The organism is Cohnella sp., from assembly GCF_041641335.1.
Classification (GTDB): domain Bacteria; phylum Bacillota; class Bacilli; order Paenibacillales; family Paenibacillaceae; genus Cohnella.
In genome coordinates, this window is sequence record NZ_JBEPYQ010000035.1 from 1 (window position 1) to 26155 (window position 26155).

Genomic DNA, 26155 nt, shown 5'->3' on the forward strand with positions numbered 1-26155 from the left:
ATGAACTGCGGAATGAACTCCATCGGACCGGGCCGGTACAGCGCGACCGCGGAGACGATGTCCTCGAACGAGGACGGCTTCATCTCCTTGAGCACGCGGCGCATTCCCGTGGACTCGAGCTGGAAGATGCCCGTCGTCTCCCCGCGGCCCATCAGCTCGTAGGTCGCCGGATCGTCGTAAGGCACGTCCTGCCAGCGCAGCTCCCGTCCGGTCTGCTCGCGGATCGACGCGAGCGACCTCTCGATGATCGACAGCGTCCGCAGCCCGAGGAAGTCCATCTTCAGCAAGCCGACCGCTTCGAGGTGCTCCATCGAATACTGCGTCAGCGGCACGCCTCCCGTGCCCTCCTGCAGCGGCACGTAGTCCGTCAGCGGGTCGGAGGAGATGACGACGCCGGCCGCGTGCGTGGAAGCGTGACGGGGCATTCCCTCCACCCTGCGAGCCATCGCGATCAAGCGGCTCGCTTCGCCGGCTCCTTCCGCCAGCGCCTTGAACTCCGGGCTCTCGCGCATCGCCCGCTCGATCGACATTCCCGGCATGCCGGGAATAAGCTTCGCCGCCTTGTCGACGTCCCCATACGGCAAGTTCATGACGCGGCCGACGTCCCGGACCGCCGCCCGCGCCGCCAGCGTTCCGAACGTGATGATCTGCGCGACGTGCTCCGCCCCATACTTCTCGACGACGTAGCGGATGACCTCGTCTCTTCGCTCGTCGCTGAAGTCGATGTCGATGTCGGGCATCGTCACGCGCTCCGGGTTCAGAAACCGCTCGAACAGCAGCTTGTGCTTCAGCGGGTCGACGTCGGTAATGTTCAGGGCGTACGCGACGAGGCTGCCCGCCGCCGAACCGCGCCCCGGCCCGGTGACGATGCCGTTCTCGTGCGCGAACCGGATGAAGTCCCATACGACCAGGAAGTAATCGTCGAACCCCATCTCCCCGATAACGCGCAGCTCGTAGCCGAGCCTCTCCGCCGCCGCGGCGCGGAAAGCCGCGTCCGCCCATTCGGACGTCCCCTCGTAACGCGCCCGCAGGCCGCGATCGCACAGCTCGGCCAAATACCGCCCGGCCGTCCTGCCTTCCGGCAGCGGAGAGAACTCCGGCAAAATATGCCGCCCGAACTCCAGCTCCAGCGTGCAGCTCTCGGCGATTCTGACCGTATTCGCGACCGCTTCCGGCACGTGACGGAACAGCGCCGCCATCTCTTCGCCGCTTTTCATGTACAGCTGGCTCGTGCCGATCTGGAACCTGTCGGGATCGTCCATCGTCTTGCCTGTGCCGATGCACAGCAACACGTCCTGCAAGGAATGATCCTCTTCGCAAATATAGTGCGAGTCGTTGGTCGCGACGAGCGGAATGCCCAACTCCTCCGACAGCCGGATGACCCCCGCGGTAATCTTCTTCTGCTCGAGAATGCCGTGGTCCTGGATCTCCAGGTAATAGTTTTCCCCGAACAACGCGCGGTAGCGCAGCGCCAGCTCCTTCGCCGCGACGTAGTCGTCCGCCTCCAGCCGCTTGGACAGCTCGCTGCTCATGCAGCCGCTCAGGCAGATAATGCCCTCGGCATGGGTCGACAGCGCTTCGAAATCGATGCGCGGCCGATAATAAAATCCTTCCAGATGGCCGATCGTCGTCAGCTTCATCAGGTTGCGGTAGCCCGTCTCGTTCTTCGCCAGCAGCGTCAGATGATAGGTCGGCTGCTCCTTGCGCGATTGCTTGTCGTGCCTGGACCCGGCCGTGATGTAAGCCTCCATGCCGATGATCGGCTTGATGCCGCGCTCCAGGCACGCCTTATAGAAAGGAACGGCGCCGTACATTACGCCATGGTCCGTCAAAGCCAGCGAGGTCATGCCGAGCTCCGCCGCCTTGACCGCCATCTCCTTGATCCGGGCGGCGCCGTCCAGCAGGCTGTACTCGCTGTGAACGTGAAGGTGGACGAAATCGCACATGTTGATCCCCCTCTTTTATCCGAAGTCGGTTCTCTCCCAAACACACGTTCGAACCTTCACGATTATTATTGTATCATAAGCGGCCGGGCCAGTCCCATAGATATGATAGAGAAGAATCAACCGCGAATCGCCGCGGGCGGACGCGCATAGGGGGATGGACATGGACGAGTTTTTCACGAAAGCGGCTTTCAGCTTCTTCATCGCGTTCGGGGTCGTGCTCGGAGGGGCGCTGCTGGCGGGAATGGGGTCGGTATTCCTGTTCACTCCGCCCAAGGAAAAGATGCTGCAGGTAGCCAGCAATCTGAAAATATGGGCGCTCGTCGCCGCCGTGGGCGGCACGATCGATCCGATCCGGGTCATCGAGTCCCACGTGCTGGTCGGCTACCTCTCCCCCGCCATGCAGCAGATCGGGTACATCCTGTTCGCTTTCCTCGGCGCGCACATGGGCGTCGAGCTCATTCAATGGCTGCACAACAACGGGGGGTGACGAGCGACCATGAGGGTCCCCTCGTTCGACCGGTTCCAGAAGTTCATGCAGGTTACGGCGTTCTTCGTGTGCGGCATGATCGTGGGCAGCGCCGTCTACAGCGCCCTCAAGAGCAATATCGTCGACGAGATCATTCTGCAAAACTACGAGCTCAAAGACCAGGTGGACTCTTTGCGAAAAGATTTGGAGATGGCCCATCAGGTGCGAAAGGAAAACGTCATACGCAGCATCGTGACGATCTTCGTTCACGAGCCGGGCGATGCGGAAGCGATCGACATTTTGACGGAAAAGGAGCTTAAGAAGCGGCTGAAGGAGGATCTGGACATCTTCATCGGCCGGAGCATCTACATGATCAACACCGACTCCACCTTCGCCAGGAAGCTGCTCAACACGAAGGTGTACGACCAGATCGAAGGCCAGGATTACGACGTGACGATCCGCACGATGCTCGTCGTCGACGGCGTGCTCCAGGTGTGGGTCGAAGCGAAGAAACATTTGATCGGAAAATAGCCGCTCCCCGTCCGGTCGTATCGGAAGCTGCGCCTATTTTATGGTACAATACATGGATAAACGGCTTACGCTGTCCGCGGGGCCGGCGGGGTGACGTTTACGCGGGTGATTCCGACTCGCTTACTCATGCCCGCATCGCAACGTTCAAAAGGAGCTGCTTCTTCGACATGGTCAACGTGCTTCAATGGTTATTCGGAATACTGGTCGTCGTTACGGTCCTGTTCTCCGCGCTGTACAGCGTCCGTTCCCGCCGCACGCGCGACGGGCGCCTTCGCGGCCTGTACGCTTCGCGAATGAACATCAGCATGGGGCTGATGCTGATCTTCATCGCCATCATTCAGATGTTCATGTTCCCCGGCTCTTCCGTAAGAGTCGTGGTCGGCGCCGTCTTCCTCCTGCTCGGCCTGTTCAATCTGTTCGCGGGCCTGCGCAACCATTCCCACTTCTCCCGGCTGATGCGCCAGTAAACCTGCGGATCAAGAAGGATCGATCGTCTGGGCGGTCAGCATCGCTTTGGCGACGACCTCTCCGTCCAGCATCGCCTCTACCTCCACCTTCACGTACCTTCTGCTCGCCTCGATGATCCGGGGAACGATCGAGATGCTCGCGTCCACCGGCACGGTGCGCAGGAAGTACGTCGTCATATTATCCAACACGTGTTCCCTTCTTCTCAGCTCCTCGACGGCCCGGCTGGCCGCCTGCTGCATGAGCGACGTCAGCACGCCTTCGGAGATCGTGCCGATCGGCCCCGACATTTGCGGCGTGGCCAGTCCCGTATACTGGAGCCTGTTCTCCGCGTCCCGCTGCTCCGCGAAGCCTCCCCACATGAGCGCGTCGAACGTCTCGCCCAGATGGGCCGGGCGGTTCGCGAACTGCATCGCGCGCAGCACCTCGCCCCGATTAATCGCGCCGACCAGCTTCCTCTGCCGATCCACGACGGGCAGCAGTTCAATGCCTTCCGACACCATCCGATGGGCGGCGGACGCGACCGGCGTGTTCAGCGTAACCGTCATCGGCCGTCTCGTCATCAGCTTGTCTAGCGTCTGGTTCGTCGGAGAGCCGGAGACGTCTTTGAACGTAATCATGCCGACGACGCGGTTCCACTCGTCCGTGACGGGAAAACGGCTGCTTCCCGTCTGCTCGCTCAGCTTCACGAAGTCGGCGACGGTGGAAGACATCTTCAGCGCCCCGCTCCGGGCCGAGGGCTCCATCAAGTCGGCGATGATCATGATTTTGCGCTTGATAAGCTGGTCGTACATCGCCCGGTTGATCATCGAGGCGACGGTAAACGTGTCGTGCCGGCAAGTGAGAATCGGCAGCTTCCTCTCGTTGGCCAGCTTCCTCACTTCCTCGCTCGTCCCGAACCCCCCCGTCACGAGAACGCCCGCTCCCTGCTGGAGCGCGATCCGATGCGCGTTCTCCCGGTTGCCGACGATCAGCAGGCTGCCCGCGTCGATATAGCCGGCCATCTCCCCGATCTCCATCGCGCCGATGACGAACTTGTGCAGCGTCTTGTCCAAGCCCGCCTCTCCGCCGAGCAGACTGCCCTGCACGATCTCCAGCACTTCGGCGAACGTGAGCTGCTCGGGGTTCCCGCGCCTCTTCTTGTCCACTCGGACGGTGCCGATCCGCTCCTTCGTGCTGACGAGCCCGAGCTGCTCGGCTTCCTTCAGCGCCCGGTAGGCCGTTCCTTCGGATACTTCCTTGTCTCTGGCCATCTGGCGCACCGGTATTTTCGTTCCGATCGGCAGATCGCGAATGTATTGCAGAAGCAGCTCGTGCTTCGTCGGCTCGTTCGGATGATTGTCGTTTCTGGACATTCCCCCGGCTCCTTCCGATCCAATGTTAACCGCATATAAAATCTGAGCAGAGATCGCTTCCATCGCTTGCCAACGAACGGCAAAGTAGTACAATAGGCATATCGACATAGATCGACCAGAATCGACGTTATTCGACAGTCTTAAGGAGGATTTCTGCCGGTATGCTGCTCACCTACCTACAGCTCGTCATCGGCCTGTCCATCCCTCAGGCTCTCGTTCGCATTTGGCTCGTCTTCGCGGCGGCCGGCCTCGGGCCGAGCCGCCATGCCCGCAAGCTCGTCCTGTTCGCCGTCGCGAGCTCGATCCTCGGCGATCTCGACTACTGGTTCACGCCCTGACTTCGACCTGCGTCGCGCTTGCCGTTCTGTACGCCGTCTTCAGGAAGCTCGGCGCCAGAAGCGTGCTGCTGCTTTTCGTCACCTATACCGCCGTCAGCTTCCTGACGGACATCGTCGGAGGAGCGCTGGTCCAGGTTCTGCACGGGATGACCGACCGCAAGGACGTCATCGCCCGTTACCCGGCCGTTCTTCATTCGGTATACGTTCCGCTCGGAGTCGCTCTCGGTCTGTTCGCGTTCTACTTGGAGAAGCGCAGCTTCCCCTTCCTTCATCGATTATACCAGTATTTGCTGGATATCCAACAATCCCGAATGAAGGAAGTGCTGCTGCTGACGATCGTGCAGCTCTTCGTGCTCGGCCTGCTGTTCTCCATCGGCATGGAGAAGGGCAAACGCGGCTTCTCCGAAGCCCCGTACAACTGGACCGTCTATGCGCTCGTGCTGCTGACCTTCTGCTCGATCTTCTACATGCTGCGCCTGTTCGTCCGCATCCGGGAGGAAGCGATCGTGCAAACCCGCGACGTCTACGCGGAGGAGATCGGGCAGATGTTCACCGTCATTCGCGGCCATCGGCACGATTTCCTGAACCATATGCAGGTGATGTCGTCCATGCTGCAGATGAACAAAATCCGACAGCTCAAAAGCTACATGGACGAGTTGGCCAAAGAAGCCCACGCCGTCGCCCCGGTGTTCGATCATTCCTCCCCGGCGCTGGCCGCGTTCGTCATCGGCAAGACCGGGCAGGCGAAGGCGAGGGATATCCCGTTCGCTTGCGATATTCCGGCCCGTCTGGAGATCGAAGCTTTCGTCAAAATGATCGACCTCGTGAAAATTATGGGCAACCTCGTCGACAACGCGTTCGAGGAAAGCGAACGGCTTCCTTCGGGCAGCCGGGACGTTCGCCTGACGATCGGCAGCGAAGGCGACGCGCTCGCGCTGGAGGTCAGCAACCGGGGACGAGCTTTGACCGACGAGGAGCTGCGCATGATGACGATGCCCGGTTATACGACGAAGAAGAGCGGCCATTCCGGCCTTGGGCTGGCCATCGTGCAGGAACGGGTTCAATTCTACCAGGGCGCGTTAAGCATCCGCTACTGCCCGGAGAACGAAACGACGACCATTCGAGTCGGGCTGCCCCGAAAAAAATGAAGAAGCTGTCTCATCAAGCGAACACCCCCGCTTGTGAGACAGCCCCACCCTCTTAACCTCGTTACGCCAGAATAGAAAAGACGAGATACAGCAGCAGCAAGTAAGCGGCCAGCGAATAAACGATGTACAGGAATCTGCGCTCCCGTCCTACTTCGTGCGCATGCTCCGCTTGACCGACGAGCAGCACGAGATTGACTAGCAGCAAGAAGGCGCCGACCAACGTCGACAACTGCAGGGAAACGAACGCCAGCAGCCCGGAGACGAGCCAGCCCGCCCCGAACGCCAATTGCGTGCCGCCCAGATCGGCGACGGCTTCCCGCCAATCGCGCTTGCGGGCGCCCTGCCAGTTGCCGACCAGCGTAAGCGAACCGATCAACAGCGCGATGGAGAACAGCCCGAGCAGCAGAAATTTGCCGGGCGAGGCAATGCCGAGCACCCCGGTTATGAACAAGCTGCCAAACGCTTGGAAAAGGCCCAGCTTGGCTTTGACCGCTTCCAGGAACAGCCAGTTCCAGAGCACGAACCCGATGACGCCCGCAGCGGCGCCTATCGCCCCGTAGATCCATTCCGTCTGCGGCTTCAGCTTCTGCGCCGCGGACGGATTTCGGAGCAGCGCCAGCAGCTTCTGCCCATCCACCGCCGCAAGCGGGGACGCGGGACCGGCGGCAGCTGCAGGAGTCGGACTCGCCGCGGCGGCCGTCTGGCTCTCCGCCTCTTCGTTCGCTTCTTTCTTATGCAGATCGGGCTGATTCGAATGCGTGTCGGACATGTCGAATTTTCCTCCTCGGAACAACTTAGGAATATTTTACCTCCCCTTGTTGTTCGACGAAAACTCCGAAAATCCTCTTACTCCACGTCGATGCGGATTTTTTCCGTGCGAATCCCGTAATCCACTTCTTTCGTGCCGGGCGCGTCCGGCGCTCCTTCGTAAAGCTCGAACCCGGCGCTCGCGGCAATCTCGTAACGGCCTTCCGGGAACCCTTCCCCCGACAGAAACTGCTTCATGAAATCTTTGTCGGGGTCCTGATCTCCGTAACCGCCCGCCTTGGAATACGCTTCTTCGAACCACTCTCCCTGCTTAAGCGTCGTCCGGATCAAGGGCATCGGCATCGGGTAAGCGATTTCGATGCCGCGGGTCGTCTCCCGGATCGGGAAAGAAATCGGAGAAAAGGCATGGCCGATCGTCACTTCGGGCAGCGGACCGTCGTATTTCAATCGCGCCTTGAGCTTCACGGGCTCGCCCTTCCGGTAACGCGCCTTCTCCGTCTCCAACTGAAGCACGAAATCCCCTTCCCTCGCTTCCGCCAGCAGCGTCCCCTCCGCTAAGGGAGCTTCGGGCGGGGCGCTCTCTCCGCCTTCTCGCGAACCGCAGCCGCCGATCAGCAGCGCAACCGCCCCTACTATCGCGATGATTTTCTTCATTCCGGCAAATCCCCCTTCGAATTCCTGTTTTTCCTTCTAACGAGGCCGAGGGCGAATTTGTTTCAGCGAATGGTTGCATAGGGCAATAAGCCCGCCCCGAGCGCCTCTTAAGGCTCCCGGAGACGGGCCGCTTGCCGATCCGATGCCGAATTACCAGGTCACGTATCCCGGAGAGCCCGGAGTCGGATTGTTGATCTGATCGATAACCGGAATCGTATAGGCGATCACGATCAGGATGACGGTCAGCGCGATCCACAGCTTCCAGTTTTCCAGGAAGCGAGGAGTCGGCTCGGAAGCGTCGGACACTTCGCCGATCGGATACTCGGTCTCCCCTTTGGGGGCGCGCATCAAGGCGATAAGGTTGTATATGATGAGCAGCACGCCAGCGAACAGGATGATGCCTCCGATAGCCATCGCCACGTGGTAAGGGATCCACATGATGGCGTCCGGATGATCGTCGTACGTGCTGTACGCGGTACGTCTCGGCGAGCCGAGAAGCCCTACGGTGTGCATCGAACCCGACATGAAGAACATGCCGACGCACCAGATGATCGTCTGGATCATGCCCAGCTTGTTCAGGCGCGGCGTAAGCACGCGTCCCGTCACGACCGGGATGAGCCAGTAGACGATGCCGAAGAACGTAAGCGCGACGCTCGTCGCCACGGTCAGATGGAAGTGTCCGGTTACCCACAGCGTGTTATGGACGACGGCGTTCATCTGGTTGCTCGCGTTGATCAAACCGCCCGCTCCGGCCGGAATGAAGATCAGCATGCCCATGAACGGCGCGAAGAAGCGAACGTCTTTCCAAGGCAGCACCTTCACCCAGCCGAACAGCCCTTTCGTGCCTTTGGAGCGTCCGTTCAGCTCGAACGTGGCGAACAGCGAGAACGCGGTCATAAGCGACGGAATGACAACCATGAACGTCAGCACGACCTGGAGATATTTCCAGAAGTGGCTGATCCCCGGTTCCATGAGCTGATGGTGGAAGCCGACCGGAATCGAGAACAGCAGGAACAGCACGAACGACATCCGGGCCAGCGCGTCGCTGAATATTTTCCCGCCGATGATCTTCGGAATGATGACGTACCAGCACATGTAGGCCGGCAGCAGCCAGAAGTAGACGAGCGGATGGCCGAAGAACCAGAACAGCGTTCTGCTCAGCACGACGTTGACCGTCTCCACCCATCCGAACGACCACGGAATGAGCTGCACGACGACTTCGATCGCCACGCCGATCGTCGCAATCTGCCAGAGCAGCATCGTAATGACGGACATGAACGCGAACAGAGGAGACAGCTTGCCTTTGTTCGTTTTTCTCCATTGGACGTACTGGTAGAAAATTCCGAATCCGCTCAGCCAGCTGCCGATGACGACGAGCGCGAGCGCAACGTAGAACCACGGAGAAGCTTTCATCGGCGCATAGAACGTATACAGTACGCTCGCTTTGCCGAGCAGAATGACGACGACGCCGATCAGCGTGCCGATGGACATAAGCCAGTAGCCGATCCAGCCGAGCTTCTTCGTCAGCGGCAATAGCCGTCCGCCAAGCGTCTGCGAGACGCCGGAATATAGGAATCCTACGATAAAATAGGTCGTGAAAATAAGCGCCATCAGCACCCCGTGAGCCGTCAGCAGCTCGTAATAACCGATGTTGGCCGGCAAGGAGATCGTGCCGCCCTTCACCATCCCTTGCAGCATGCCCGCAATGCCGCCGAGCAGCAGCGCCGCGAACGCGAACAAGACGTGGGCGATGACCAACTGCCCGTCCTTGCGGTCGAATGTCGATAGTTTGGAATCAGTCATGGGACGCGTCCTCCTATTTCACCACGAGGGTGGTTTTCATCATTTCGTGGGCGATCCCGCAATACTCGTTGCAGAGAATCAAGTACTCGCCGGGCTTGTCGAACGTATGGGACACGTGGCTGACTTCTCCGGGCGTCACCATGACGTTGACGTTCGTTCCCGGAATCTCGAAGCCGTGGACGACGTCGGACGACGTAATTTCGAAGTGGACCGTCGCTCCGGTGGGAACCTCCATCGGAATCGGGTCATAGCCGAAGGCGTAGGCGACCATTACCGCCTTGTACACGTTGTCCCCGATCTTCGTGATCTGAGGCTTGTCGAACGGCGGCGTCTCGCTTACCTTCGTCGGATCAATGCGGTGAATATGCTCGTTGGGCGGGGCGATGCCCCTTCCGAACGTCATAATTCCCAGCACGAGCAGAAATACGACCAGCATGGACACGCCCGCGGTCAACCATATTTTCTCGAGTCGATGCATATGCATATTGATTTCTTCCCCCTTCTAGTCGCGTGCGACGAACAGAATGAATACCCCGATCCAGGTAATGGCCAAGAACGCCCCAAGGATCATGACGGAGGCGAAAGCTCCTTTGAGCGATTGCTCTTTCTTCTCCGGCTCCGAATGGCCTTCATGCGGCTTCGACACCGATCGATCATCGCGCATTCCGATTCCTCCTGATTTCAAGTTGTCTTCATTGTAAGGACTTCCGGCCTAGCGGACTGTGATAATTGTCACTGGAAAGCCGACTATTGTGGACGATTTGTTACACCGTTTTCACGCATTGAAAAAGGACCGGTCCGCAAGCGATCAGCGTCTATCCGACGGATTGCTTAGGATCGGTCCTTCGAAAGGCATTATTGCACGATCAGCTTGCTGATCATATCGTCATGGCCTTTGCCGCAGAAGATCGAACACACTATCTTGAATTCGCCCGTCTTGTCGGCGACGAATTTCACTGTGGCGTTGCCCTTGACTTCTTTGTCGTAACCTTCGATTTTCAAAGCGTGATTGCCTTGGCTGTTCTTCAGCGTGATGCTGACTTCGTCGCCTTGCTTCACGGTGATTTCGCCCGGATCGAACTTGAAGTTCGTGGCGTCGATCGTGATCGCCTTCGCCTCGCCGCCGGATGTTCCGGCTTGCGCAGCGGCCGGGGACGAACTCGATTCCTTCTTGTCTCCTCCGCCGCAGCCGGATGCGACCAACATCGCAGCCAACAGCAATGCGCTTAAAGATACCCATTTTTTCATTGTTTATTGCTCCCTTCGACGGTATCGTCTCGTTTACAAGCTCATCATAATACCAGAAGGGAGGGGGCGAATGTGATTTGTATCACAGCGTAACAATATTGACACAACCTGCCATTAGAGCCTTCTGTAACCTTGGGGCAGGTTTCCCCGAGCTTAATTAGCTCGACAACCGCTTGCGAACGACCTTTGACATTCAGCTTCTGCATAACATTCGTAGTGTGTTTTGAAACACACATGGTCAGCGAACCTCCCCGCTCGAGACCTTACTACCTCCATCATCTTTAAAATATCGCTTCACAACCTCATAAGCCAGCTTAGGGCGGCGATATTTGTCGACGATACCTTTGCTGTTCTGCGTTCCGGCGCGGTTGAGCAGCCATCCGGTTCCCTCCGTTACGCGGCAATCGGCGAACTGCCAGATGAGCATCCCCGACAAGTAGGGACGGGCGGTGTATGCAGCCAGATTCGCCTCAATGATATCGGCCTGCCGTTCTTCAGTTCCGCGAACCCGGTTCGGATCTCGCAAGCCGTAATACCCGTCGCCTCCGAACTCGCTCATCATCATCGGCTTCCCTGCTCCGCCCGCTGCATCGGCCCAGCCACGCGCCAGATCGCATAACTCCCCGGGATCTTCGTCGGTGTACCAGCCCGGATATAGATTAAAAGAGACGATATCCGCAAGATCGAAACAGATTTCGTTCGCGCGATGATGCGAAGCAAAAGTAAGCGGCCGGCTGTCGTCCAGTGCGCGGATTTGCCCAAGCTGCCGTACGTAGTGAACTCGCCCTTCCTCGCAATCGCTCGCGCACTCGTTCAAGATCCCCCAGACGATAATCGACGGATGATTGATATGCTGTTCCACCATCTCGCGGTTCACTTGCTCGCACTGCCAGACGAAGTTCGGGTTGCGCATCTGCTCAAGACTAAGTCCCCTAGCGTGGTTTTCCTCCCATACGAACAACCCCTTCTCGTCGCAAAGATCGAGAAACCGTTCGTCGTTTGGGTAGTGACTGGTACGTACCATATTCGCACCCATATCGAGCATCAGGTCGATGTCTTGCAGCATCAGCGCAGGGGTCAGCGCGGCTCCCGCCATCGGATGATCCTCATGCCGGTTAAAGCCCTGAAGCACGATGTCTTGCCCGTTCAGTTGAATCCGCTCGCCGTTCGTCGTAACGGAGCGGAATCCGATTCGCTCTATAAGATCGTCCGATGGCTCTTTAGCCCCGTCGACATACAGGTTAACCGCCAACTCGTATAGTCGGGGCTGCTCCGGCGACCATTCCAACGCTCCAGGAAACTCGTATTCTCCGCCGACGGTCAACGATTGTCCCGGCTCGATTCGAACCGTCTCCCATTCGATCTCGGGCCCGACAATCGAAGCCTTAAGCCTAACATCATGCGCCCTTTCAATCGAAGGATTCGTGACCTTTACCTCCAGCTTGCCTCGCCATGCTCCAATCCCCCCGTAAGGCTTAAAAGCAATCCGCTCGACGAACGGCCCGTTCAGTTCCTCGATGACGACCGGCCGGATCATCCCTCCGTAGGTGTAATAATCATTGGGCACATGCAGAGCAGACGATTCCCCGAACGAATTGTCCACCCTTACGACAAGCTCGTGCCCCCCTGCTTCCACGGAAGGCACGACGACGCTAAACGCCGTGTATGCATTGTAGTGGCGGGCGATTTCACGCCCATCCCAGTATACGCGACCGGTGTGGCTGACTCCCTTGAAAGTCAATCGCACCGCTCCCGACTGGGACGTGCGAACCCATCTGCGGTATACCCCCTCTCCCCTGTAGTTCGCCAACTTCGGATGCGACTCCCAACACCCGGGCACGATAAGCCGATAGTCATAGTCCAATCTCGATAGATCGCCGATCTCTCTGTCAGCGACCGCGAACTCCCATAGACCGTCGAGCACTTCGCTAACGCGGACGCGGTGCGTGCGAAACATTCTCTCCATCCCGTTGCCACCTTCCTATTTGCCGTCTATTTCTCCCCATATTGCTCCCTGTATTGCGTCGGCGTCATGCCGGTCTCACCTTTAAACAGCTTGTTGAAATACGAATGCTGGTAGCCTACGCTTTCCGCCACTTCGTTTATCCTAAGCGTCGTAGAAGTCAACAATTCTTTTGCCTTAGCCATTCGCAGGTTCAGAATGTGCTCCACATAGTTGACCCCGAGTACCTGCTTGAACGACCGGCTAAGCGTATACGGGCTCGTATGAAGCGCATCCGCGCAAGCTTCCAGCGGCAAATCTTCCTCGAACCGCTCGCCGATCCATTCCACCGCGCGTTCGACCAACCGACGAGCCCCGATGTTCTGCACCTTGCCGAACTCTTCGAGATACGGCTGAACGATACGCAGCCAAAGCCTGCTCCTGATCGCGCGCGAATCGGGCAATACGAACATTTCCTCGAATACGTTGCCTTCCAAGAATAGCGGGTGCTGCGTAAATCCGAGCTCGATCAGCATGCCTCTCACACTCCCGAGCAATTGCAAACAGGTTTGGCGGAAGACAGACTCCCTGTCGCTCATTCGTTCCGCTTCGTCCATGAACTCGCCGAATTTCTCTTTCGACTCGTCGGGCAACCCGAGCCGCATGACATGAAGCAGCTCCTTCTCCTGATCCGCAGGATATCCGGGAGACGCTAGCGAGGATACGCGTTCGAATTCTTCCAGGTCGATGACTTGATGAACTTCCTGCAAGTCCCGATAGCTAACCGCTTTGCGAGCTTGCTCCAGAAGCTCCGGAACGGATCCAATCCGGTCCGTCCAACTGCAGACGATGATCGTCACGTGGATATTCAGCATGTTACCAAGAACACCGATCAAGGCCCCGGAAAATTCAAGCAGCCTGTTTCTCGCCGCTTCCGGATCTATCGTTCGTTCCACCGAATGGAGCATCCCTACGGACAAGTTCTGGAAATTAATCGGATCCATGTGCAAGCCATGCTGCTCCGCCAGCTCGCCGGAAATATTGGCCGCAGCGAAGGATACGAGCTGCCGATCGTTCTCCCGGAATCTGGCCTGCGTCCCGGACAAGCCGGACAATTGGATGAGCAGCATGGAGAATCTGCTATCCCGCGCGTTCCAGCCAAGATGCTCCATGCGCTCTAGCAGATCTGCCTCGCTCAGCGCGTAGAGATGACCTTGTACAAGCTGAAGCAGGAATCCTTCCCGCAGCGAAGGCTCAGCTTGGTTCAGCCTATCTTTGAGCGTCCGGCTCTCTCGGCCCAGCCGCGACCATTGATGCTCGAGGTAATCGATCTCGTGCAGCGGACTCGCGATTCCTTCGCTTTCTCCTTCGTTTCCGTGCTCGCGGTCCCCAAACAGACTGACTAACCGTCCGATCGGACGATATAGTCGTTTCGTCGCCAGCCAGGATAGTACCAGCCCAGCCAGCAATCCGACGAGTCCGACCGCAGCAAGCAGGCGAGTGGTCATGAGCATCGGCTTCATCAGCTCGGAGACGGGACTCGCTGTCACGTATATCCATTCCGCTTGCGTCACTTTACTGAAAGAGACTTGATACTTCTCCCCCTTCCATTTATACGAGAAGAAGGGGGTACTCCCCTCCCGCTGCAACACGACTTGCCGAAGCTCTTCGGATAGTTCAGACGACCATTCGTCCGGCTTCGCTATCCATTCTCCGTTCTTCTGCATCAGGAACGAGGCCCTGCGATCGCCGGTTTGCACGTAACCGACAGCGTGCTCGATTTCGGGTCGGCTCAAGTTCAACACGAATGCCCCGAATGGCTTCTCAGCGTACCAAGGCAATTTGAACGTCATCGATACCGGCGAGGTCGCTCCTTTGTCGTTCAACGGCAGATCGTAGGACAAGAACAATCCTTCGTGCTGATCAAGCAGCCGCTCATAGGCTGCCAAACGGTCGCCTGACAACTTCTCAATCCCGCTTGCGGACACAAGCGATTGCTGACGCCCCAAGAACAAATGCGCCTCCTCGACGTACAGGTTAGACCCGCCGACGACTAGCAGCGCATTCATGAGCTCATGCGACTTATCGATATTATCGATAAACGAGAACTGATCAAGATAGATTCCGAACAGCGGGTTCGTCGACCAACGGTTCATGACCATAGCGATTTGGTCGAATTGCTTATTTAGCAGCTCCGATACTTGTTCCGTGCGAAGTTGATGGGATCTGAACGCTTCCTGCTCGGCATTGCGAACGCCGATCCAGTAGTTGCTGACCGCGATGAATAGCGAAGGAATGCTCGCGATCATCAATAGAAGAGCCAAGCTCTTGCGAAAATAACTCCCTTTTCCTTGACTGACTTGCTTCCGCCGATTCTCTAGCCATCTTCGCAACTATGCCACCCCCGGATCGCCGTTATTCATAACAAGGACGCTCGCGCCCCGGCTTGCCGGCCGTGCGGGAACGTCCCTGCTTTTGCTTATTATTTCGCGTTAGCGCGAGCTTGATAAGCTGCGTCGAATTCTTCCAGTATCTTCAAGTAGGTCTTGTCGGCCTTCAATTGCTCCACAAACTTATCCCAATCCTCAAGCTTTTTGTCGCCCATGATGACCTTCGTTTTCATATCTTGAATTTTCTTGCTATAATCGCTGCCCGAAGTCGTCGCCGTTTCCGATATGAGGCCGTTCGTCGGACTCGTCACGCTCACCTCGGCCGCCTCATCGATCAACTTCCGCTCCTTCGCTAGCTTATCGGCGGGCAATCCGGTACCGAGATTGGCGTATTTATCGAATTTCATAAAAATATTTTGCATGAATTGAAAGCTCGGATCGTTCTTGGCCTTCTCCGTAAGCTCGTAGCTGTTGTCCTTCAGATTGTGTTCTACGCCGGGACGGCCGTAGCTGGCTAATTCGTGCCCTTCGTCGGAAGCTCCGTAATCGAGGAATGCAAGCAGCTTCTTTACTTTATCTTCGGGTACGTTGCGCGGAATAACGAACATGCCGAAATGCCCGTTACCCTTGGAAGCGAATTTGCCGTTCGGGCCTTCCAAATAGGAAACCCATTCCAGATCAGCTTGCGCTTGCCCCGATTTCTTCAGCTCCTGCAGCATGCCCGGGATTTGGTTAGGCTTGTCCGGGAATATTCCCGCTTTGCCCGAGAAGATCAGGTCCTTCGCTTGATCATGCTTCAGCAATGCGAAATCCTGCGGGATCAGCTTGTCCGCGTAAGCATTGCGCAGCCATTCCAGCGCCTGCCGTTCGCTCGGTTCGAAGGTGACGTCTGCGAGCTTGCCGTCTACAACCTTGTATTTGCCGGCGGTTCCGTTAAACGCATCCTCGATGAACCCTAATTGACCCATGTTATCCTGGTTAACGTAGCCCGAAAGCCCGACCGTATTTTCCTTGCCATCGGGTGCATTGTCCTTGAACGCTTTCATAACCGCGTACAATTCGTCCATCGTTCGCGGCATTGAGAGTCCGAGCTTTTCCAGCCAATCGGTGCGAATGAGCGGCTGCGCATTGCCTTCCGTCGGACGCACGCGCGGCACTCCGTATAGTCTACCTTCGATTAAATTGTTTGTAAACGTAACGTCAGGAAACTTCATCAGGTTCGGATAGTCCTTAATCAGCTCTGTTAAGTCCCAGAACGCGCCTTGCTTGGCCATCGAGCGAAACGCCGCGTTCGCCGTGTCGGTTACGAGCGTGAGATCGGGCAGCTTGCCCGAAGCGAGCGTGACGTTGACTTTCTCGTTGAAGTTATTCGGAGTCACCCATGTAATGTTCAGCTTCGTATTCGTCCGCTTCTCAACTTCCTTCAAAATTTCGTTGCCCGCAGCCGGAGGTTCCTTCTGATAAAAAATCGAAAGAATGCTAATTTCCGTAGCCGGCTGCTCCGATTGAGCGGATGCCGAAGCTTGAGCGGTCGAGCTCGGTTCGGGCGTACCCGTCCCCTCGCTCGTCTTGTTCTCGTTCCCGCCGCATGCGCTGAGCAGTGCCGTTGACGCCAACATAGCCGCGAGCAGCCCCATTCCCTTTTTCTTCATGCTCATTTCTTTGCTGCCTCCCTTAACTATAATTATATATTGTCATCATTCCTTCACGGAGCCAACCATGGCACCTTTTGCAAAATGCTTTTGAAGGAACGGATAGACCAGTAGAATAGGTACCGTCGACACGATGATCGCGGCCATTTTTTTCGATTGCGAAGGTACGTCCTGGAGCGAGGAATCACTTACCGCGCCCATTGCGGTGGAAGAATCGATCAGCAAGTTTTGCAGCAAAATCTGCAGCGGCCACTTGTCCGGCGTATTGATATAAAGGACGGCCGTGAAGAACGTGTTCCAATAACCTACCGCGTAGAAAAGCCCGAAAGCGGCGAGGGACGGAAGCGATAGCGGCAGGATAATACGAAGCCAGACGCCGATCTCGTTGGAGCCGTCGATAAGTGCCGCTTCTTCCAAGCTTGCGGGAATCGAATCGAAGAATCCTTTCATCAACAGCACGTACCACCCGCTTGTGAGCACCGGAATGATGAGCGACCAGATGCTGTTGATCATGCCCAGGTCTCTAACGACGAGGTAACCGGGAATGATCCCGGGATTGAACAGTGTCGTCAGGAGAATCATCAGCATCATCGGACGGCGGCCCTTCAACCTCTTGCGAGAAAGCCCGTATGACAGCATCGAGGTAATGAGCAGACTGCAGAAGGTGCCGACGACGGCAAGAAAAGCACTGACCCCCGTTGCCTTAAGGAACGTATTCGTCGACAGAAGGTATCGGTACGCATCTAGAGTCCACGTCTTCGGAAACAAGAGCAAGCCTCCTTGCCGCACCTCTTCCGGCGATGCGAAGGAAACGACGAACACATAATAGAAGGGAAATAAGCAAATGAGCGCAACTACGATCAAGATCACAGCATTCGCCGCATAGAACCAGCGCTCGAAGGTACTCTCTGATAGGTTGGATTTCATTAATACATCCCCTCCTCTCCGAACTTCTTGGACAACCTGTTCGCCAGGATGACGAGGACGAGTCCGACGACCGATTTGAATAGCCCTACGGCCGTGCTGAAGCTAAACTGGCCTTGCAGGATACCCGTGCGGTACACGTACGTATCGAACACTTCAGCGACCTCAGACACTGCGCCGTTCATCATCAAATACACTTGCTCGAATCCGACATCCATAATATGGCCGATACGCAAGATCAGTAGAATGATAATAACGTTGCGAATGGCTGGGAGCGTTACGTGCCAGATCTGTCGCAGCTTGCCTGCCCCATCCAGCTTGGCTGCCTCGAACAATTGAACGTCCACGCCCGCGATCGCCGCCAGGAATATAACCGTCCCCCAGCCGACTTCCTTCCAGATCGATTGCAGTGTCAGCAGCCCCCAGAAATAATCAGGGTTCGTCAGAAAATCGATACGACCGTATCCGGCGGCGGCTAGCAGATGATTAATAATTCCTTCAGACTCCGACAGCATAATCAAACTGATCCCCGCGATCACGACCCAAGACAGGAAGTGCGGCAAATAAATAATGGACTGTACCGAGCCTTTGAACCACTTATTGCGCAGCTCGTTCATCATGAGAGACAGCACGATCGGCAGCGGAAAGAAGAACAAGAGGCTTAGCACGTTGATTGCCAGCGTGTTCCTAAGAATAATGATAAAGTCCGGGTTCGAAAAAAGCCGGTCGAAATGGGCAAATCCCACCCAATCGCTCTTCCAAAGTCCCAAGTACGGGGAGTAGTCCTTAAAAGAAATGACGATTCCCCACATTGGGATAATCTTGAACACCAGAAAAAAGAGGAGTCCCGGAAGGACGAGCAGGTATAAGAATAGATCTCGTTTCAGCGTTCTTAATGTTGTCATGATGATAGGCCTCTCCTTAGCCCCCGGCTTTCGGTTAATTGTCGCAATCTGCCGGGTCGCAACTCGAACTATAGGCCCGCTATCGTTTGCCTGCATTAAAAACATCTTGCGATCAGCCTTGAAACGGTTGCAACGATTTTGCCAAGCCTTGAAGGACGCGGGTTAAAGGCCACTAACGCAATCAAAAAAGCCTCCTCCCGCCTCCCATCTACTGGGCGGCGTTGAAGAAGGCTCGCGCTACATCGACGAGCGGCGGAAGACGTGCATATTGTCTTTAAATCTTTAGCTCCCCGAGCTTAATTAGCTCGACAACCGCTTGCGAACGACCTTTGACATTCAGCTTCTGCATAACATTCGAGATATGGTTTCTGACCGTTTTCTCGCTGATAAACAACTGCTGCGCAATGTCGCGGGTCGTCTTGTCCTGTACCAGCAGTTCGAAGACTTCGCGTTCCCGATTGGTGAGTAGGAATTTGCTTTTATGGTCGCTGCCCTTCAACGTTTGTCACCCCTCCTTGCCCGGGAATGTTGTGAATACAAGGTATAGGGATACAGTCAACTTTATCATATGAAAGGGGTTTTCCTGTGGTGCGGAGGTCGGGCAAAATGGGCTCTGGAAAATGATGCGGACGTTCTGACAAGCAAAAAACAGCCTGAAACTCCGGATACTGCGGAGCCTCAGGCTGCTGGCGTTTGCGGGCGGGTTAGCGAGTTCGAGCGCCGGACCGTTCCGGGAAAATCCGCTCGACGAGAGCGTTGAACTCGGTCAAGAAGCCTTGAATCGGATGGCCGGCCCTGACGTCGTTGGCATAGCCTTCCATGCGGCCGATGAAATCGGGGTTCGCGGAGACGTATACGTTCTCCACCGAAGGAGAGAGCGACATGACCTGATCCGCGATCTTGTCCTTCACGGCGTCGTTAAGCGCCGTATGCCCGGTGTTCGCCCGGTCGTCTTCCATCACGGCCACGTATGCATTGCGGTCGGTCAGCATCACGTAAGCCGACTCGATGCCGGGCATCGCCGCGATTTTGTTGGCGATCCGGTCGCTCGCCTCCATCCGCGTATTGCCGTGCATGCCGACGACGTTGTTGTTGATGCGCTGGTTGCCGTTGATGCGGTTCTGCTCGTTGGCCGCGTCGTCGGCGAAACGTCTCACCGGGGGACGCAAGCCGAATTCGTCGACGCCGTATCCTCTGGCGGCGTTGTTCTGGCGAACCGTGTTGTTGCGAATGTTTTTATTGCCCAGATCCCCCGTTTTGTTCATGCATCCCGACAGCGCGATTGCGGATGATAATAACACGGTCGTTGAAATCATAATGCCTTTGCGCACGACAGCATGGCCTCCTTCTTGATCGTATGCTTGGGAATGCCCTTCGTTGCTTTTCCGCCCGATCATAGGATGCTTCCGGACATGGACGTTTATTCGACCGTTTCCCTTGACAACGACGTCGAAGAAAAGTAAGATGGCAATATTAATACCTGGTGCTAATACTTAATACTAAAATGCGGAGGAATGTCTGATGCTCCCCACAGCGACGCAATCGTTTCAATCGAAAGCCCGTCTCGCCGCTATTGGAAGTTACTTGCCGGACGGAGTCATCACGAACGCGGATCTGGAACGAATGGTGGATACCGACAACGATTGGATCGTCAGAAGAACGGGGATCGAGCGGCGCCATCGGGCCTCGGAGGAGCAATCGACGAGCGATCTGGCCATCGCCGCCGCTGGCGATCTGCTCGCCCGTTATCCGTCGGTGGACGCCTCGCGAATCGACGGCATCATCGTAGCGACGACGACTCCCGATATGCCGTTCCCGTCGGTCGCTTCCAAAGTTCAGCAAGCGATCGGCGCCGCCCGCTGCATGGCCGTCGATATTAGTGCCGCCTGCGCCGGCTTCGTATCCGCACTGCAGATGGCGAACGGTCTGATCCTGAGCGGATCGTATCGTTCCGTGCTCGTCATCGGCGCCGAAACCTTGACGAAGATTACCGACTATGCGGATCGTTCCACCTGCATTCTGTTCGGAGACGGCGCGGGAGCCGTGTTGGTGGAAGCCGATGAATCGGGCGCTTTCCTTGCCTCCAACGCGGTGACGGACGGCAGCGGAGGCATGCAGGTGTACTGCTATCCGCATGAAAAAATCGTCCAGAACGGACGCGAAGTGTACAAATGGGCGCTGTCGACCGTCCCTGACGGAGTGCGCGATCTCCTCGACCAGGCCGGCCTGAAAGTTGGGGATATCGACTGGTTCGTGCCGCACAGCGCCAATCTGCGCATGATCGAAGCCATCTGCGAAAGGCTGGAAATTTCCTCCGATAAAGCGCTGCAAAGCGTCGTAAGCAACGGCAATACGTCGGCTGCAACTATTCCCCTCGCGCTCGACGCGGCAAGCAAAGAAGGCCGGCTGCGCCCCGGACAGCTCGTGGCGCTGTACGGCTTCGGCTCCGGCCTGACCCAATCGGGCCTGCTGCTCAGATGGACGATCTGATTCCGCGAAGGCGGGGGCGCAAGACCCCGCCTTCACTTTCTCCCGAATAGACGCGACAGTCCTTCCTCCAGCGATAGGGCAGGCTTCCATCCCAGGACGTCTGACGCCTTGCGCGACGACAGCCTGCTGCTTCTGGCGTCGCCGCTTCGTCCCGGTTCGTAAAGACGACCGTACGAGGCGGCGGCCAATCGCTCGCAGCGATCCGCCAGCCCGTTAATCGAAGTGGCGATTCCCGTCCCGATGTTGAACGTCTCCCCGTCGCCCTGGGCGATCGCGGCGATATTCGCCCTCACGACGTCGTCCACGTGAACGAAATCCCGGCTCTGCTCTCCGTCGCCATGAATGACCAGCGGCTGCCCGCTGGCGATTCTCTCCATGAAACACGCCACCACTCCGCCCTCGCCCCGGGCTGCTTGTCCCGGGCCGTATACGTTGGCGTACCGTAAAATCGTGTACGGAATTCCCCACCATTTTCCCGCGTACCCGATGTATTGCTCGGCCATCCACTTCGACAGCCCGTAAGGCGCGCTTGGTCTCTTCGGGCTCGTTTCCCTGAGCGGACGGCTTCCGACCGAATCCCCGTACACCCCCGACGTCGAAGAAAACACCAGCTTGCTGCCCGCTTTCCTGCACCCCTCCAGCACCCTCAGCGTGCCGATCATATTGCTCCTGCCGTCCTCGGCCGGACATTTGACCGAAATGCCCATCCCTACCTGCGCCGCTAGATGAAAGACAACCCGAGGACGGATTTCCGCAATCAGATTCGCCGTTGCCGCTTCTTCCGCATGAAGACAGAAGATGTCGACGCCCGCGGGCAGTCTTCTCGCGTTTCCCGTACTCAGATCGTCGATGACGATTGCTTCATCTCCCCGTTCCGCCAGCGCACGGACCAGACGACTCCCGATAAATCCCGCTCCCCCAGTCACGACGACACGCATTGGCTTTTCAGTCCTTTGCCTTTTTCCTCCATTTTATGGAGACAACCCGTCCCCCGCTTGGACAGACGGAGGAAAATAGGCGGCCGGACACGGTCCATGCGTCGTGGCGGCGGACGCCCTGTCCACATACGATAGAGCATCCGCTTTGCTTATCCCGACTGAAGGATGGAGGTTGCCCCGATTCATGACTTACGATCCTTTTCCGCTCGTGAGCGTCATTATCCCGTTTTACAATTGCCCCTACATCGATCAATCGGTCGCAAGCGTGCTGAACCAGACCTATCCCAACATCGAAATCATCGTCATCGACGACGGCTCGACGCTTCATCAGCATAAGCTCGACCCGTTCCGTTCCCGTATCCGTTACATCGGCAAAGCCAACGGAGGCACGGGAAGCGCGCTGAACTACGGCCTTCGCATCGCAAGCGGCAAATATTTCGCCTGGCTCAGCTCGGACGATCTCATGTACCCGCACAAGATCGCCCGCCAGGTTGCTTTCATGGAAGAGCATCAGGCTCCGATCAGCTGCACCGACTTCCATTTGATCGACGCCGGCAACGAAATTACGATGAGCGCGCTCGCCGTCAAATTTCCCAGTCTGAAGAAGCTGATCGAGGCGTTGTTCACGTTCTGTCCGATCAACGGTTCCACCGTCATGATGCACCGCTCCGTTCCCGAACGAATCGGATACTTCAACGAAGCTCTATCGTGCACGCAGGACTACGAATATTGGCTTAGAGTTCATCTGGCCAGAATCGATTTTTATTTTATTAACGAGGTGCTTACTTTGTATCGCTGGCATGACGGGATGGGCTCCGTGCAGAAAAAGGCGGCCGTCGACTTCGAATTCAACCTCGTGCGCGACCGGTACGCTCCCCAGCTGCATGCCCTGCTGAACGTGCTGTAGCGGCTTCCGCCGTCATCCAACTACGGGGAGGGAACGCGCTTGAAGGTTCTGTTCGTATTTATCGTGCCGAGCGGCGGGGTAAATACCTTGAATCGGCTAAGGCACCAGGCGCTGCTTCCCGCGGGAATCTACAGCCATTTTCTGTATTTCCGGGAGGGCAGCGGCTCCACTGATTTCGCTCCCGACACTCCGGTGTTTTACGCTTCGGAACCTCCCGCCGTCCGGCATATTTTGGACTACTACGCGTTCGATTGCATCGTCGTCACGTCTTTTTTCTTGCAGCTGGCGCTCTTCCGCCAGATCGGCTTCGACAAGCCCATCGTTTACGAAATCCAAGGCTTCGGAACTCAGGAGCACGCCCGGCGCAACTTGACGGAAGCGCGCCCTTTCGTGAACGAGTTCGCCAACGCGATCGTCTATCCGGGCACCAAGGTCATCGGTTCGTTGCTGGAGGAGCTCTACCCCTTTACGCCCAAATATTCGTTCCCGAATCCGTTCGATCCTCGTCCCTACGACAGAAGCTCGTTCGCTTATCCTCCGGCCGCTCCGCTGAATTATCCCCCGCTGGCTTGGATCGGAAGGCTGGAGGACAACAAGAACTGGCGCGACTTTCTGCTGATCGGAGCCGAAGCGATCCGGCGGATTCCGGACGTCCGGTTATGGATGTTCAGCGACCCGGACTTGGCCGAACCCGGCGAAGCCGATCACCTGGCGCTGTGGACGGCGGGACTCGGACTCGGCCATCATATCCTTCACCATCACAAAGTTCCGAACGCGCAGATGCCCTATTACTACGATCTGATCGCCTCCTCGGGAGGCGTCGTCTGCATGACGTCCAAATCCGAAGGAGCGCCCTACGTGGCGCTGGAGGCTCTAGGCTCCGGTTGCCCGGTCGTCACCTCCAATTCGGACGGCGTAAGTTCGGCGATTCTCGACGAAAAGACGGGACTTTATTATGCTCACGGAGACATTCTGGGAGCGGCGGATCGGGTCGTGCAGCTGATGACGGAGCGCAAGCTTAGAAAATCTCTCGTCGAAGCAGGAAAAAAACATGTTCGGAGTGAATTTTCGATGGAAAAATACGCGCAGCGGTTCTCCGGTATGCTCATGGGCGTTGGTGCAAGACCATGTTGACGAGCATCGTGATCCTTACGCTGAACAACCTCGACCAGACGATGCGCTGCCTGCACAGCATCCGGGTTTTTACGAACAGCCCTTACGAGCTGATCTTCGTCGATAACGGCTCGACCGACGGAACGACGGCCTGGCTGGCTCAGCAGCCCGACGTCAAGCTGATCGCCAACGGCGCCAACCGCGGTTTTGCCGCCGCTTGCAATCAGGGAGCGGCTGCGGCGGCCGGAGACCATATCTTGCTGCTGAACAACGATACGATCGTGTCCCACAACTGGTTAACCGTTCTGCTCCAGTGCCTGCATGCCGACGAACGGGTCGGCATCGTCGGCCCGAAATCGAACTTTGTCATCCCCCTGCAGAAAATTCCCGCGGACGTCGGGAACGAGGGTCAGTACCATCTGTTCGCGCAAAGTTTTAACCGGCACAATCCCGCATTGTGGCAAGATCTGGCCGCGCTCAGCGGCTTCTGCATGCTGCTGAGACGGAGCACGTGGGAGCGGCTCGGGGGCTTCGACGAGGCGTTCGGCGTCGGAGGCTACGAGGATATCGATCTCGGCTATCGGGCGCTTAAAGCGGGGCTGTTTCTGCGGCTGGCCGGCGACGCCTTCGTCTACCATGAAGGCAACCGAAGCTTTAACTCCAACGCCATCGACATGTACGGCGTGGCCGCGATCAATCGCCGCCTGTTCATTCGCAAGTGGGGATTTAATCCCGAGAGGCTCATTCTAGTCCACGATCCCGCTTTTTTGCCCGATCGCTACGCGTCGCCCCACCCCCATCACGCCCCGCAAGCGCCCGAACTGCCGAGCGGCTGGTACGGCATGGGCGAGGACGGCTGCGTCTATCGCATCGAACGCGGGCATAAGCGGCCGATTCACTCCTTCGATACGTTCTGTCGGCTCAACCTGAGCTACGACCGCGTCGGCCGCTGCGGCTCCGCTCTGCTAAACAGCTTGCCGACCGGGCATCCGATCGATGCCGGCAGCTTTCCCTACGGCTATCCCGACGTATTTATAGCGCGGGATCCGGGAGGCGGACTCTACAGCGTCTGCCAGGGCATCCGCTATCCGATCGAGAGCGAAGCGACGATGATTGCTATCGGCCTGCGGCCGGAAGACGCGATTCCGCTTGGCTACGAGCTGATCTGGAGCTTCGGGGACGGCTGGCCTATGCGGGGCAACGTCTGGGAGAACTTCGAGCTGCACGACTACGCCCTGTACCGGGGACCGAACGGAGGTCTGTACTACAGCGAGGGCCAGCGGCTCCGGCCGCTCGTCTGGGAGGAGACGCTGACCCGCTTCGGCTGGAACCAGGACCGGGCCGCGTTTATCCCTCCCGAACGGTTTCATCGGACCCCGGTCGGGTATCCGATTCATTAAAAAAGGGAGCTGTCCCGCAACGCAATCCTAGAGCAACGCTTGCAAGCTCTTGTCTGCACTGAACGGGACAGCTCCCTCTTGCCTCGCCATTAAGCGTCGTCTTCTAGCCGTTGCGGGCTTCGCTCTCGATTACGCTCAGCTTGCCGCTGGGTTCCATGTAGGCCGTCTCCACGTCTTTAGAATCGGTTAATCCTTTTACGCGGAGCTCCTGTATCAGATTGTTGCGCGTTATGCGTGCCTTGCGCAGCCCGTTAGCCAGAATTCGACCCTTGTCTATCAGCTTGATCGGACTACCCATGACGAGCTTTTCGACGAACGGGCTTTTCATGGCCAATAGGCTTGCGGAAATCTGCAGCGCGACGAGACCGGCTATCGCGGCGGAGAGAAGCCAGAAATTAAGTTCCGGATCGGCCAAGCCGTCTCCGATAATCGCTCCGATCGCAATGACGACCACGAGATCGAAGTCCGTCAATCTGCCCACCGATTGGCTTCCCATCATGCGAAAAGCAGACAAGCCGATCAGGAAGAGCCCCAAAGTCCTGGTCAACGTCGTAAGAACTTCCATCATCCGTGTTCCTGCACTAGTATTCCGTCAATGCGTCGACCGAAACTTCCATTTCATCTTCCTTGTTCAGAAGCGAATAGATTCTCGCCGTCTCGCGCTCAGGGTCGACATGCTGGATATAGACCTGAATTCCCTGATACGTTACATTCGCCATGACCGGCGATTCCGAAATTTCCTGCGCTCTTTGCTTGTTCATTTTTAAACCTC

General features: G+C 57.2%; 27 protein-coding genes and 1 pseudogene. 9 read left to right on the top strand and 19 right to left on the bottom strand.

Annotated elements, in window-relative coordinates; translation table 11 throughout:
- On the bottom strand, window positions 1-1946 hold a 1946-nt coding region (dnaE, locus tag ACESLM_RS13450), incomplete at its 3' end, for a DNA polymerase III subunit alpha (protein ID WP_372632079.1).
- Between the two features lie 160 nt (window positions 1947-2106).
- Between dnaE and ACESLM_RS13455 the strand changes: the two genes are divergently transcribed.
- The 3 genes from ACESLM_RS13455 to ACESLM_RS13465 all read left to right on the top strand — a co-directional run bounded on the left by ACESLM_RS13455 (window position 2107) and on the right by ACESLM_RS13465 (window position 3410).
- On the top strand, window positions 2107-2433 hold the full coding sequence (locus ACESLM_RS13455; protein ID WP_094050316.1) for a YtrH family sporulation protein: 327 nt from the start codon (window positions 2107-2109) through the stop codon (window positions 2431-2433).
- A gap of 9 nt (window positions 2434-2442) precedes the next feature.
- Window positions 2443-2943 (top strand): sporulation membrane protein YtrI, encoded by a 501-nt coding sequence (locus ACESLM_RS13460; protein WP_372632080.1) that lies wholly within the window; start codon window positions 2443-2445, stop codon window positions 2941-2943.
- 167 nt (window positions 2944-3110) lie between these two features.
- Window positions 3111-3410 carry a YtpI family protein gene (locus ACESLM_RS13465; protein WP_372632081.1) on the top strand — a complete coding sequence of 100 codons (300 nt, stop codon included), beginning with the start codon at window positions 3111-3113 and terminating at the stop codon, window positions 3408-3410.
- A gap of 9 nt (window positions 3411-3419) precedes the next feature.
- On the opposite strand, the gene ACESLM_RS13470 is transcribed toward ACESLM_RS13465, so the two are convergent.
- Window positions 3420-4763 carry a DRTGG domain-containing protein gene (locus ACESLM_RS13470; protein WP_372632082.1) on the bottom strand — a complete coding sequence of 448 codons (1344 nt, stop codon included), beginning with the start codon at window positions 4761-4763 and terminating at the stop codon, window positions 3420-3422.
- Between the two features lie 161 nt (window positions 4764-4924).
- On the opposite strand from ACESLM_RS13470, the gene ACESLM_RS13475 reads away from it, so the two are divergent.
- Window positions 4925-5101 carry a hypothetical protein gene (locus tag ACESLM_RS13475; RefSeq protein ID WP_372632083.1) on the top strand — a complete coding sequence of 59 codons (177 nt, stop codon included), beginning with the start codon at window positions 4925-4927 and terminating at the stop codon, window positions 5099-5101.
- A 62-nt stretch (window positions 5102-5163) separates the two neighbouring features.
- The gene (locus tag ACESLM_RS13480; RefSeq protein WP_372632084.1) at window positions 5164-6249 is read left to right on the top strand and encodes a sensor histidine kinase; all 1086 of its coding nucleotides are present in this window, start codon (window positions 5164-5166) and stop codon (window positions 6247-6249) included.
- Window positions 6250-6310: 61 nt separating this feature from the next.
- Here the strand turns inward: ACESLM_RS13480 and ACESLM_RS13485 are convergent, their stop codons facing one another.
- The 14 genes and pseudogenes from ACESLM_RS13485 to ACESLM_RS13550 form a co-directional block, all read right to left on the bottom strand.
- The gene (locus ACESLM_RS13485) at window positions 6311-7018 is read right to left on the bottom strand and encodes a hypothetical protein (RefSeq protein WP_372632085.1); all 708 of its coding nucleotides are present in this window, start codon (window positions 7016-7018) and stop codon (window positions 6311-6313) included.
- A 77-nt stretch (window positions 7019-7095) separates the two neighbouring features.
- A complete protein-coding gene (locus ACESLM_RS13490; RefSeq protein WP_372632086.1) occupies window positions 7096-7671 on the bottom strand; it encodes a hypothetical protein in 576 nt (191 codons plus the stop codon).
- Window positions 7672-7821: 150 nt separating this feature from the next.
- Complete coding sequence (locus ACESLM_RS13495) at window positions 7822-9474, bottom strand: b(o/a)3-type cytochrome-c oxidase subunit 1 (RefSeq protein ID WP_372632087.1); 1653 nt, start codon at window positions 9472-9474, stop codon at window positions 7822-7824.
- 13 nt (window positions 9475-9487) lie between these two features.
- Complete coding sequence (locus tag ACESLM_RS13500) at window positions 9488-9958, bottom strand: cytochrome c oxidase subunit II (protein ID WP_372632088.1); 471 nt, start codon at window positions 9956-9958, stop codon at window positions 9488-9490.
- A gap of 18 nt (window positions 9959-9976) precedes the next feature.
- The gene (locus tag ACESLM_RS13505) at window positions 9977-10138 is read right to left on the bottom strand and encodes a cytochrome c oxidase subunit 2A (protein WP_106359418.1); all 162 of its coding nucleotides are present in this window, start codon (window positions 10136-10138) and stop codon (window positions 9977-9979) included.
- Window positions 10139-10329: 191 nt separating this feature from the next.
- Window positions 10330-10722 carry a cupredoxin domain-containing protein gene (locus tag ACESLM_RS13510; protein WP_372632089.1) on the bottom strand — a complete coding sequence of 131 codons (393 nt, stop codon included), beginning with the start codon at window positions 10720-10722 and terminating at the stop codon, window positions 10330-10332.
- A gap of 143 nt (window positions 10723-10865) precedes the next feature.
- Window positions 10866-10952: pseudogene (locus tag ACESLM_RS13515) on the bottom strand (LuxR C-terminal-related transcriptional regulator); the annotation flags it as partial.
- Window positions 10953-10960: 8 nt separating this feature from the next.
- Complete coding sequence (locus ACESLM_RS13520) at window positions 10961-12688, bottom strand: glycoside hydrolase family 2 protein (protein WP_372632090.1); 1728 nt, start codon at window positions 12686-12688, stop codon at window positions 10961-10963.
- A gap of 26 nt (window positions 12689-12714) precedes the next feature.
- Window positions 12715-15057 carry a helix-turn-helix domain-containing protein gene (locus tag ACESLM_RS13525; protein WP_372632091.1) on the bottom strand — a complete coding sequence of 781 codons (2343 nt, stop codon included), beginning with the start codon at window positions 15055-15057 and terminating at the stop codon, window positions 12715-12717.
- An 89-nt stretch (window positions 15058-15146) separates the two neighbouring features.
- Window positions 15147-16712 carry an extracellular solute-binding protein gene (locus ACESLM_RS13530; RefSeq protein ID WP_372632092.1) on the bottom strand — a complete coding sequence of 522 codons (1566 nt, stop codon included), beginning with the start codon at window positions 16710-16712 and terminating at the stop codon, window positions 15147-15149.
- A gap of 39 nt (window positions 16713-16751) precedes the next feature.
- Complete coding sequence (locus ACESLM_RS13535; RefSeq protein ID WP_372632093.1) at window positions 16752-17633, bottom strand: carbohydrate ABC transporter permease; 882 nt, start codon at window positions 17631-17633, stop codon at window positions 16752-16754.
- The gene (locus tag ACESLM_RS13540) at window positions 17633-18535 is read right to left on the bottom strand and encodes an ABC transporter permease (protein WP_372632094.1); all 903 of its coding nucleotides are present in this window, start codon (window positions 18533-18535) and stop codon (window positions 17633-17635) included. The genes ACESLM_RS13535 and ACESLM_RS13540 overlap by 1 nt, the downstream gene beginning before the upstream one ends.
- A 274-nt stretch (window positions 18536-18809) precedes the next feature.
- Entirely contained in the window at window positions 18810-19034 is a 225-nt protein-coding gene (locus ACESLM_RS13545) for a helix-turn-helix domain-containing protein (protein WP_019422432.1), read from the bottom strand.
- A 205-nt stretch (window positions 19035-19239) separates the two neighbouring features.
- On the bottom strand, window positions 19240-19866 hold the full coding sequence (locus ACESLM_RS13550) for a YhcN/YlaJ family sporulation lipoprotein (protein WP_372632095.1): 627 nt from the start codon (window positions 19864-19866) through the stop codon (window positions 19240-19242).
- 190 nt (window positions 19867-20056) lie between these two features.
- Between ACESLM_RS13550 and ACESLM_RS13555 the strand changes: the two genes are divergently transcribed.
- Window positions 20057-21025: a ketoacyl-ACP synthase III gene (locus ACESLM_RS13555; RefSeq protein ID WP_372632096.1), complete on the top strand. Its 969-nt coding sequence runs from the start codon at window positions 20057-20059 to the stop codon at window positions 21023-21025.
- 32 nt (window positions 21026-21057) lie between these two features.
- Here ACESLM_RS13555 and ACESLM_RS13560 read toward each other — a convergent pair whose 3' ends face one another.
- Window positions 21058-21963 (bottom strand): NAD-dependent epimerase/dehydratase family protein, encoded by a 906-nt coding sequence (locus ACESLM_RS13560; RefSeq protein ID WP_372632097.1) that lies wholly within the window; start codon window positions 21961-21963, stop codon window positions 21058-21060.
- 184 nt (window positions 21964-22147) lie between these two features.
- Here ACESLM_RS13560 and ACESLM_RS13565 point away from each other — a divergent pair, with 184 nt between their 5' ends.
- The 3 genes from ACESLM_RS13565 to ACESLM_RS13575 are packed head-to-tail and all read left to right on the top strand — an operon-like array spanning window position 22148 to window position 25383.
- Window positions 22148-22870, top strand: coding sequence for a glycosyltransferase family 2 protein (locus ACESLM_RS13565; protein ID WP_372632098.1), 723 nt, complete (start codon window positions 22148-22150; stop codon window positions 22868-22870).
- A gap of 39 nt (window positions 22871-22909) precedes the next feature.
- The gene (locus ACESLM_RS13570; RefSeq protein WP_372632099.1) at window positions 22910-24004 is read left to right on the top strand and encodes a glycosyltransferase family 4 protein; all 1095 of its coding nucleotides are present in this window, start codon (window positions 22910-22912) and stop codon (window positions 24002-24004) included.
- Entirely contained in the window at window positions 23998-25383 is a 1386-nt protein-coding gene (locus ACESLM_RS13575) for a glycosyltransferase family 2 protein (protein ID WP_372632100.1), read from the top strand. The genes ACESLM_RS13570 and ACESLM_RS13575 overlap by 7 nt, the downstream gene beginning before the upstream one ends.
- Before the next feature lie 103 nt (window positions 25384-25486).
- On the opposite strand, the gene ACESLM_RS13580 is transcribed toward ACESLM_RS13575, so the two are convergent.
- Both ACESLM_RS13580 and ACESLM_RS13585 read right to left on the bottom strand, forming a co-directional pair.
- Window positions 25487-25951, bottom strand: a complete 465-nt coding sequence (locus tag ACESLM_RS13580) for a DUF421 domain-containing protein (protein WP_372632101.1) — start codon at window positions 25949-25951, stop codon at window positions 25487-25489.
- A gap of 13 nt (window positions 25952-25964) precedes the next feature.
- Entirely contained in the window at window positions 25965-26144 is a 180-nt protein-coding gene (locus tag ACESLM_RS13585) for an H-type small acid-soluble spore protein (RefSeq protein WP_372632102.1), read from the bottom strand.
- Window positions 26145-26155 lie beyond the last annotated feature (11 nt).

What these genes read in the sequence shown, in the direction of transcription:
- ACESLM_RS13455 (WP_094050316.1), top strand. Translation starts at nt 2,107, where the DNA reads ATGGACGAGTTTTTCACGAAAGCGGCTTTCAGCTTCTTCATCGCGTTC.
- ACESLM_RS13460 (WP_372632080.1), top strand. Translation starts at nt 2,443, where the DNA reads ATGAGGGTCCCCTCGTTCGACCGGTTCCAGAAGTTCATGCAGGTTACG.
- ACESLM_RS13465 (WP_372632081.1), top strand. Translation starts at nt 3,111, where the DNA reads ATGGTCAACGTGCTTCAATGGTTATTCGGAATACTGGTCGTCGTTACG.
- ACESLM_RS13470 (WP_372632082.1), bottom strand. Translation starts at nt 4,763, where the DNA reads ATGTCCAGAAACGACAATCATCCGAACGAGCCGACGAAGCACGAGCTG.
- ACESLM_RS13475 (WP_372632083.1), top strand. Translation starts at nt 4,925, where the DNA reads ATGCTGCTCACCTACCTACAGCTCGTCATCGGCCTGTCCATCCCTCAG.
- ACESLM_RS13485 (WP_372632085.1), bottom strand. Translation starts at nt 7,018, where the DNA reads ATGTCCGACACGCATTCGAATCAGCCCGATCTGCATAAGAAAGAAGCG.
- ACESLM_RS13490 (WP_372632086.1), bottom strand. Translation starts at nt 7,671, where the DNA reads ATGAAGAAAATCATCGCGATAGTAGGGGCGGTTGCGCTGCTGATCGGC.
- ACESLM_RS13495 (WP_372632087.1), bottom strand. Translation starts at nt 9,474, where the DNA reads ATGACTGATTCCAAACTATCGACATTCGACCGCAAGGACGGGCAGTTG.
- ACESLM_RS13500 (WP_372632088.1), bottom strand. Translation starts at nt 9,958, where the DNA reads ATGCATATGCATCGACTCGAGAAAATATGGTTGACCGCGGGCGTGTCC.
- ACESLM_RS13505 (WP_106359418.1), bottom strand. Translation starts at nt 10,138, where the DNA reads ATGCGCGATGATCGATCGGTGTCGAAGCCGCATGAAGGCCATTCGGAG.
- ACESLM_RS13510 (WP_372632089.1), bottom strand. Translation starts at nt 10,722, where the DNA reads ATGAAAAAATGGGTATCTTTAAGCGCATTGCTGTTGGCTGCGATGTTG.
- ACESLM_RS13520 (WP_372632090.1), bottom strand. Translation starts at nt 12,688, where the DNA reads ATGGAGAGAATGTTTCGCACGCACCGCGTCCGCGTTAGCGAAGTGCTC.
- ACESLM_RS13530 (WP_372632092.1), bottom strand. Translation starts at nt 16,712, where the DNA reads ATGAGCATGAAGAAAAAGGGAATGGGGCTGCTCGCGGCTATGTTGGCG.
- ACESLM_RS13535 (WP_372632093.1), bottom strand. Translation starts at nt 17,633, where the DNA reads ATGAAATCCAACCTATCAGAGAGTACCTTCGAGCGCTGGTTCTATGCG.
- ACESLM_RS13540 (WP_372632094.1), bottom strand. Translation starts at nt 18,535, where the DNA reads ATGACAACATTAAGAACGCTGAAACGAGATCTATTCTTATACCTGCTC.
- ACESLM_RS13555 (WP_372632096.1), top strand. Translation starts at nt 20,057, where the DNA reads ATGCTCCCCACAGCGACGCAATCGTTTCAATCGAAAGCCCGTCTCGCC.
- ACESLM_RS13560 (WP_372632097.1), bottom strand. Translation starts at nt 21,963, where the DNA reads ATGCGTGTCGTCGTGACTGGGGGAGCGGGATTTATCGGGAGTCGTCTG.
- ACESLM_RS13565 (WP_372632098.1), top strand. Translation starts at nt 22,148, where the DNA reads ATGACTTACGATCCTTTTCCGCTCGTGAGCGTCATTATCCCGTTTTAC.
- ACESLM_RS13575 (WP_372632100.1), top strand. Translation starts at nt 23,998, where the DNA reads ATGTTGACGAGCATCGTGATCCTTACGCTGAACAACCTCGACCAGACG.
- ACESLM_RS13580 (WP_372632101.1), bottom strand. Translation starts at nt 25,951, where the DNA reads ATGATGGAAGTTCTTACGACGTTGACCAGGACTTTGGGGCTCTTCCTG.
- ACESLM_RS13585 (WP_372632102.1), bottom strand. Translation starts at nt 26,144, where the DNA reads ATGAACAAGCAAAGAGCGCAGGAAATTTCGGAATCGCCGGTCATGGCG.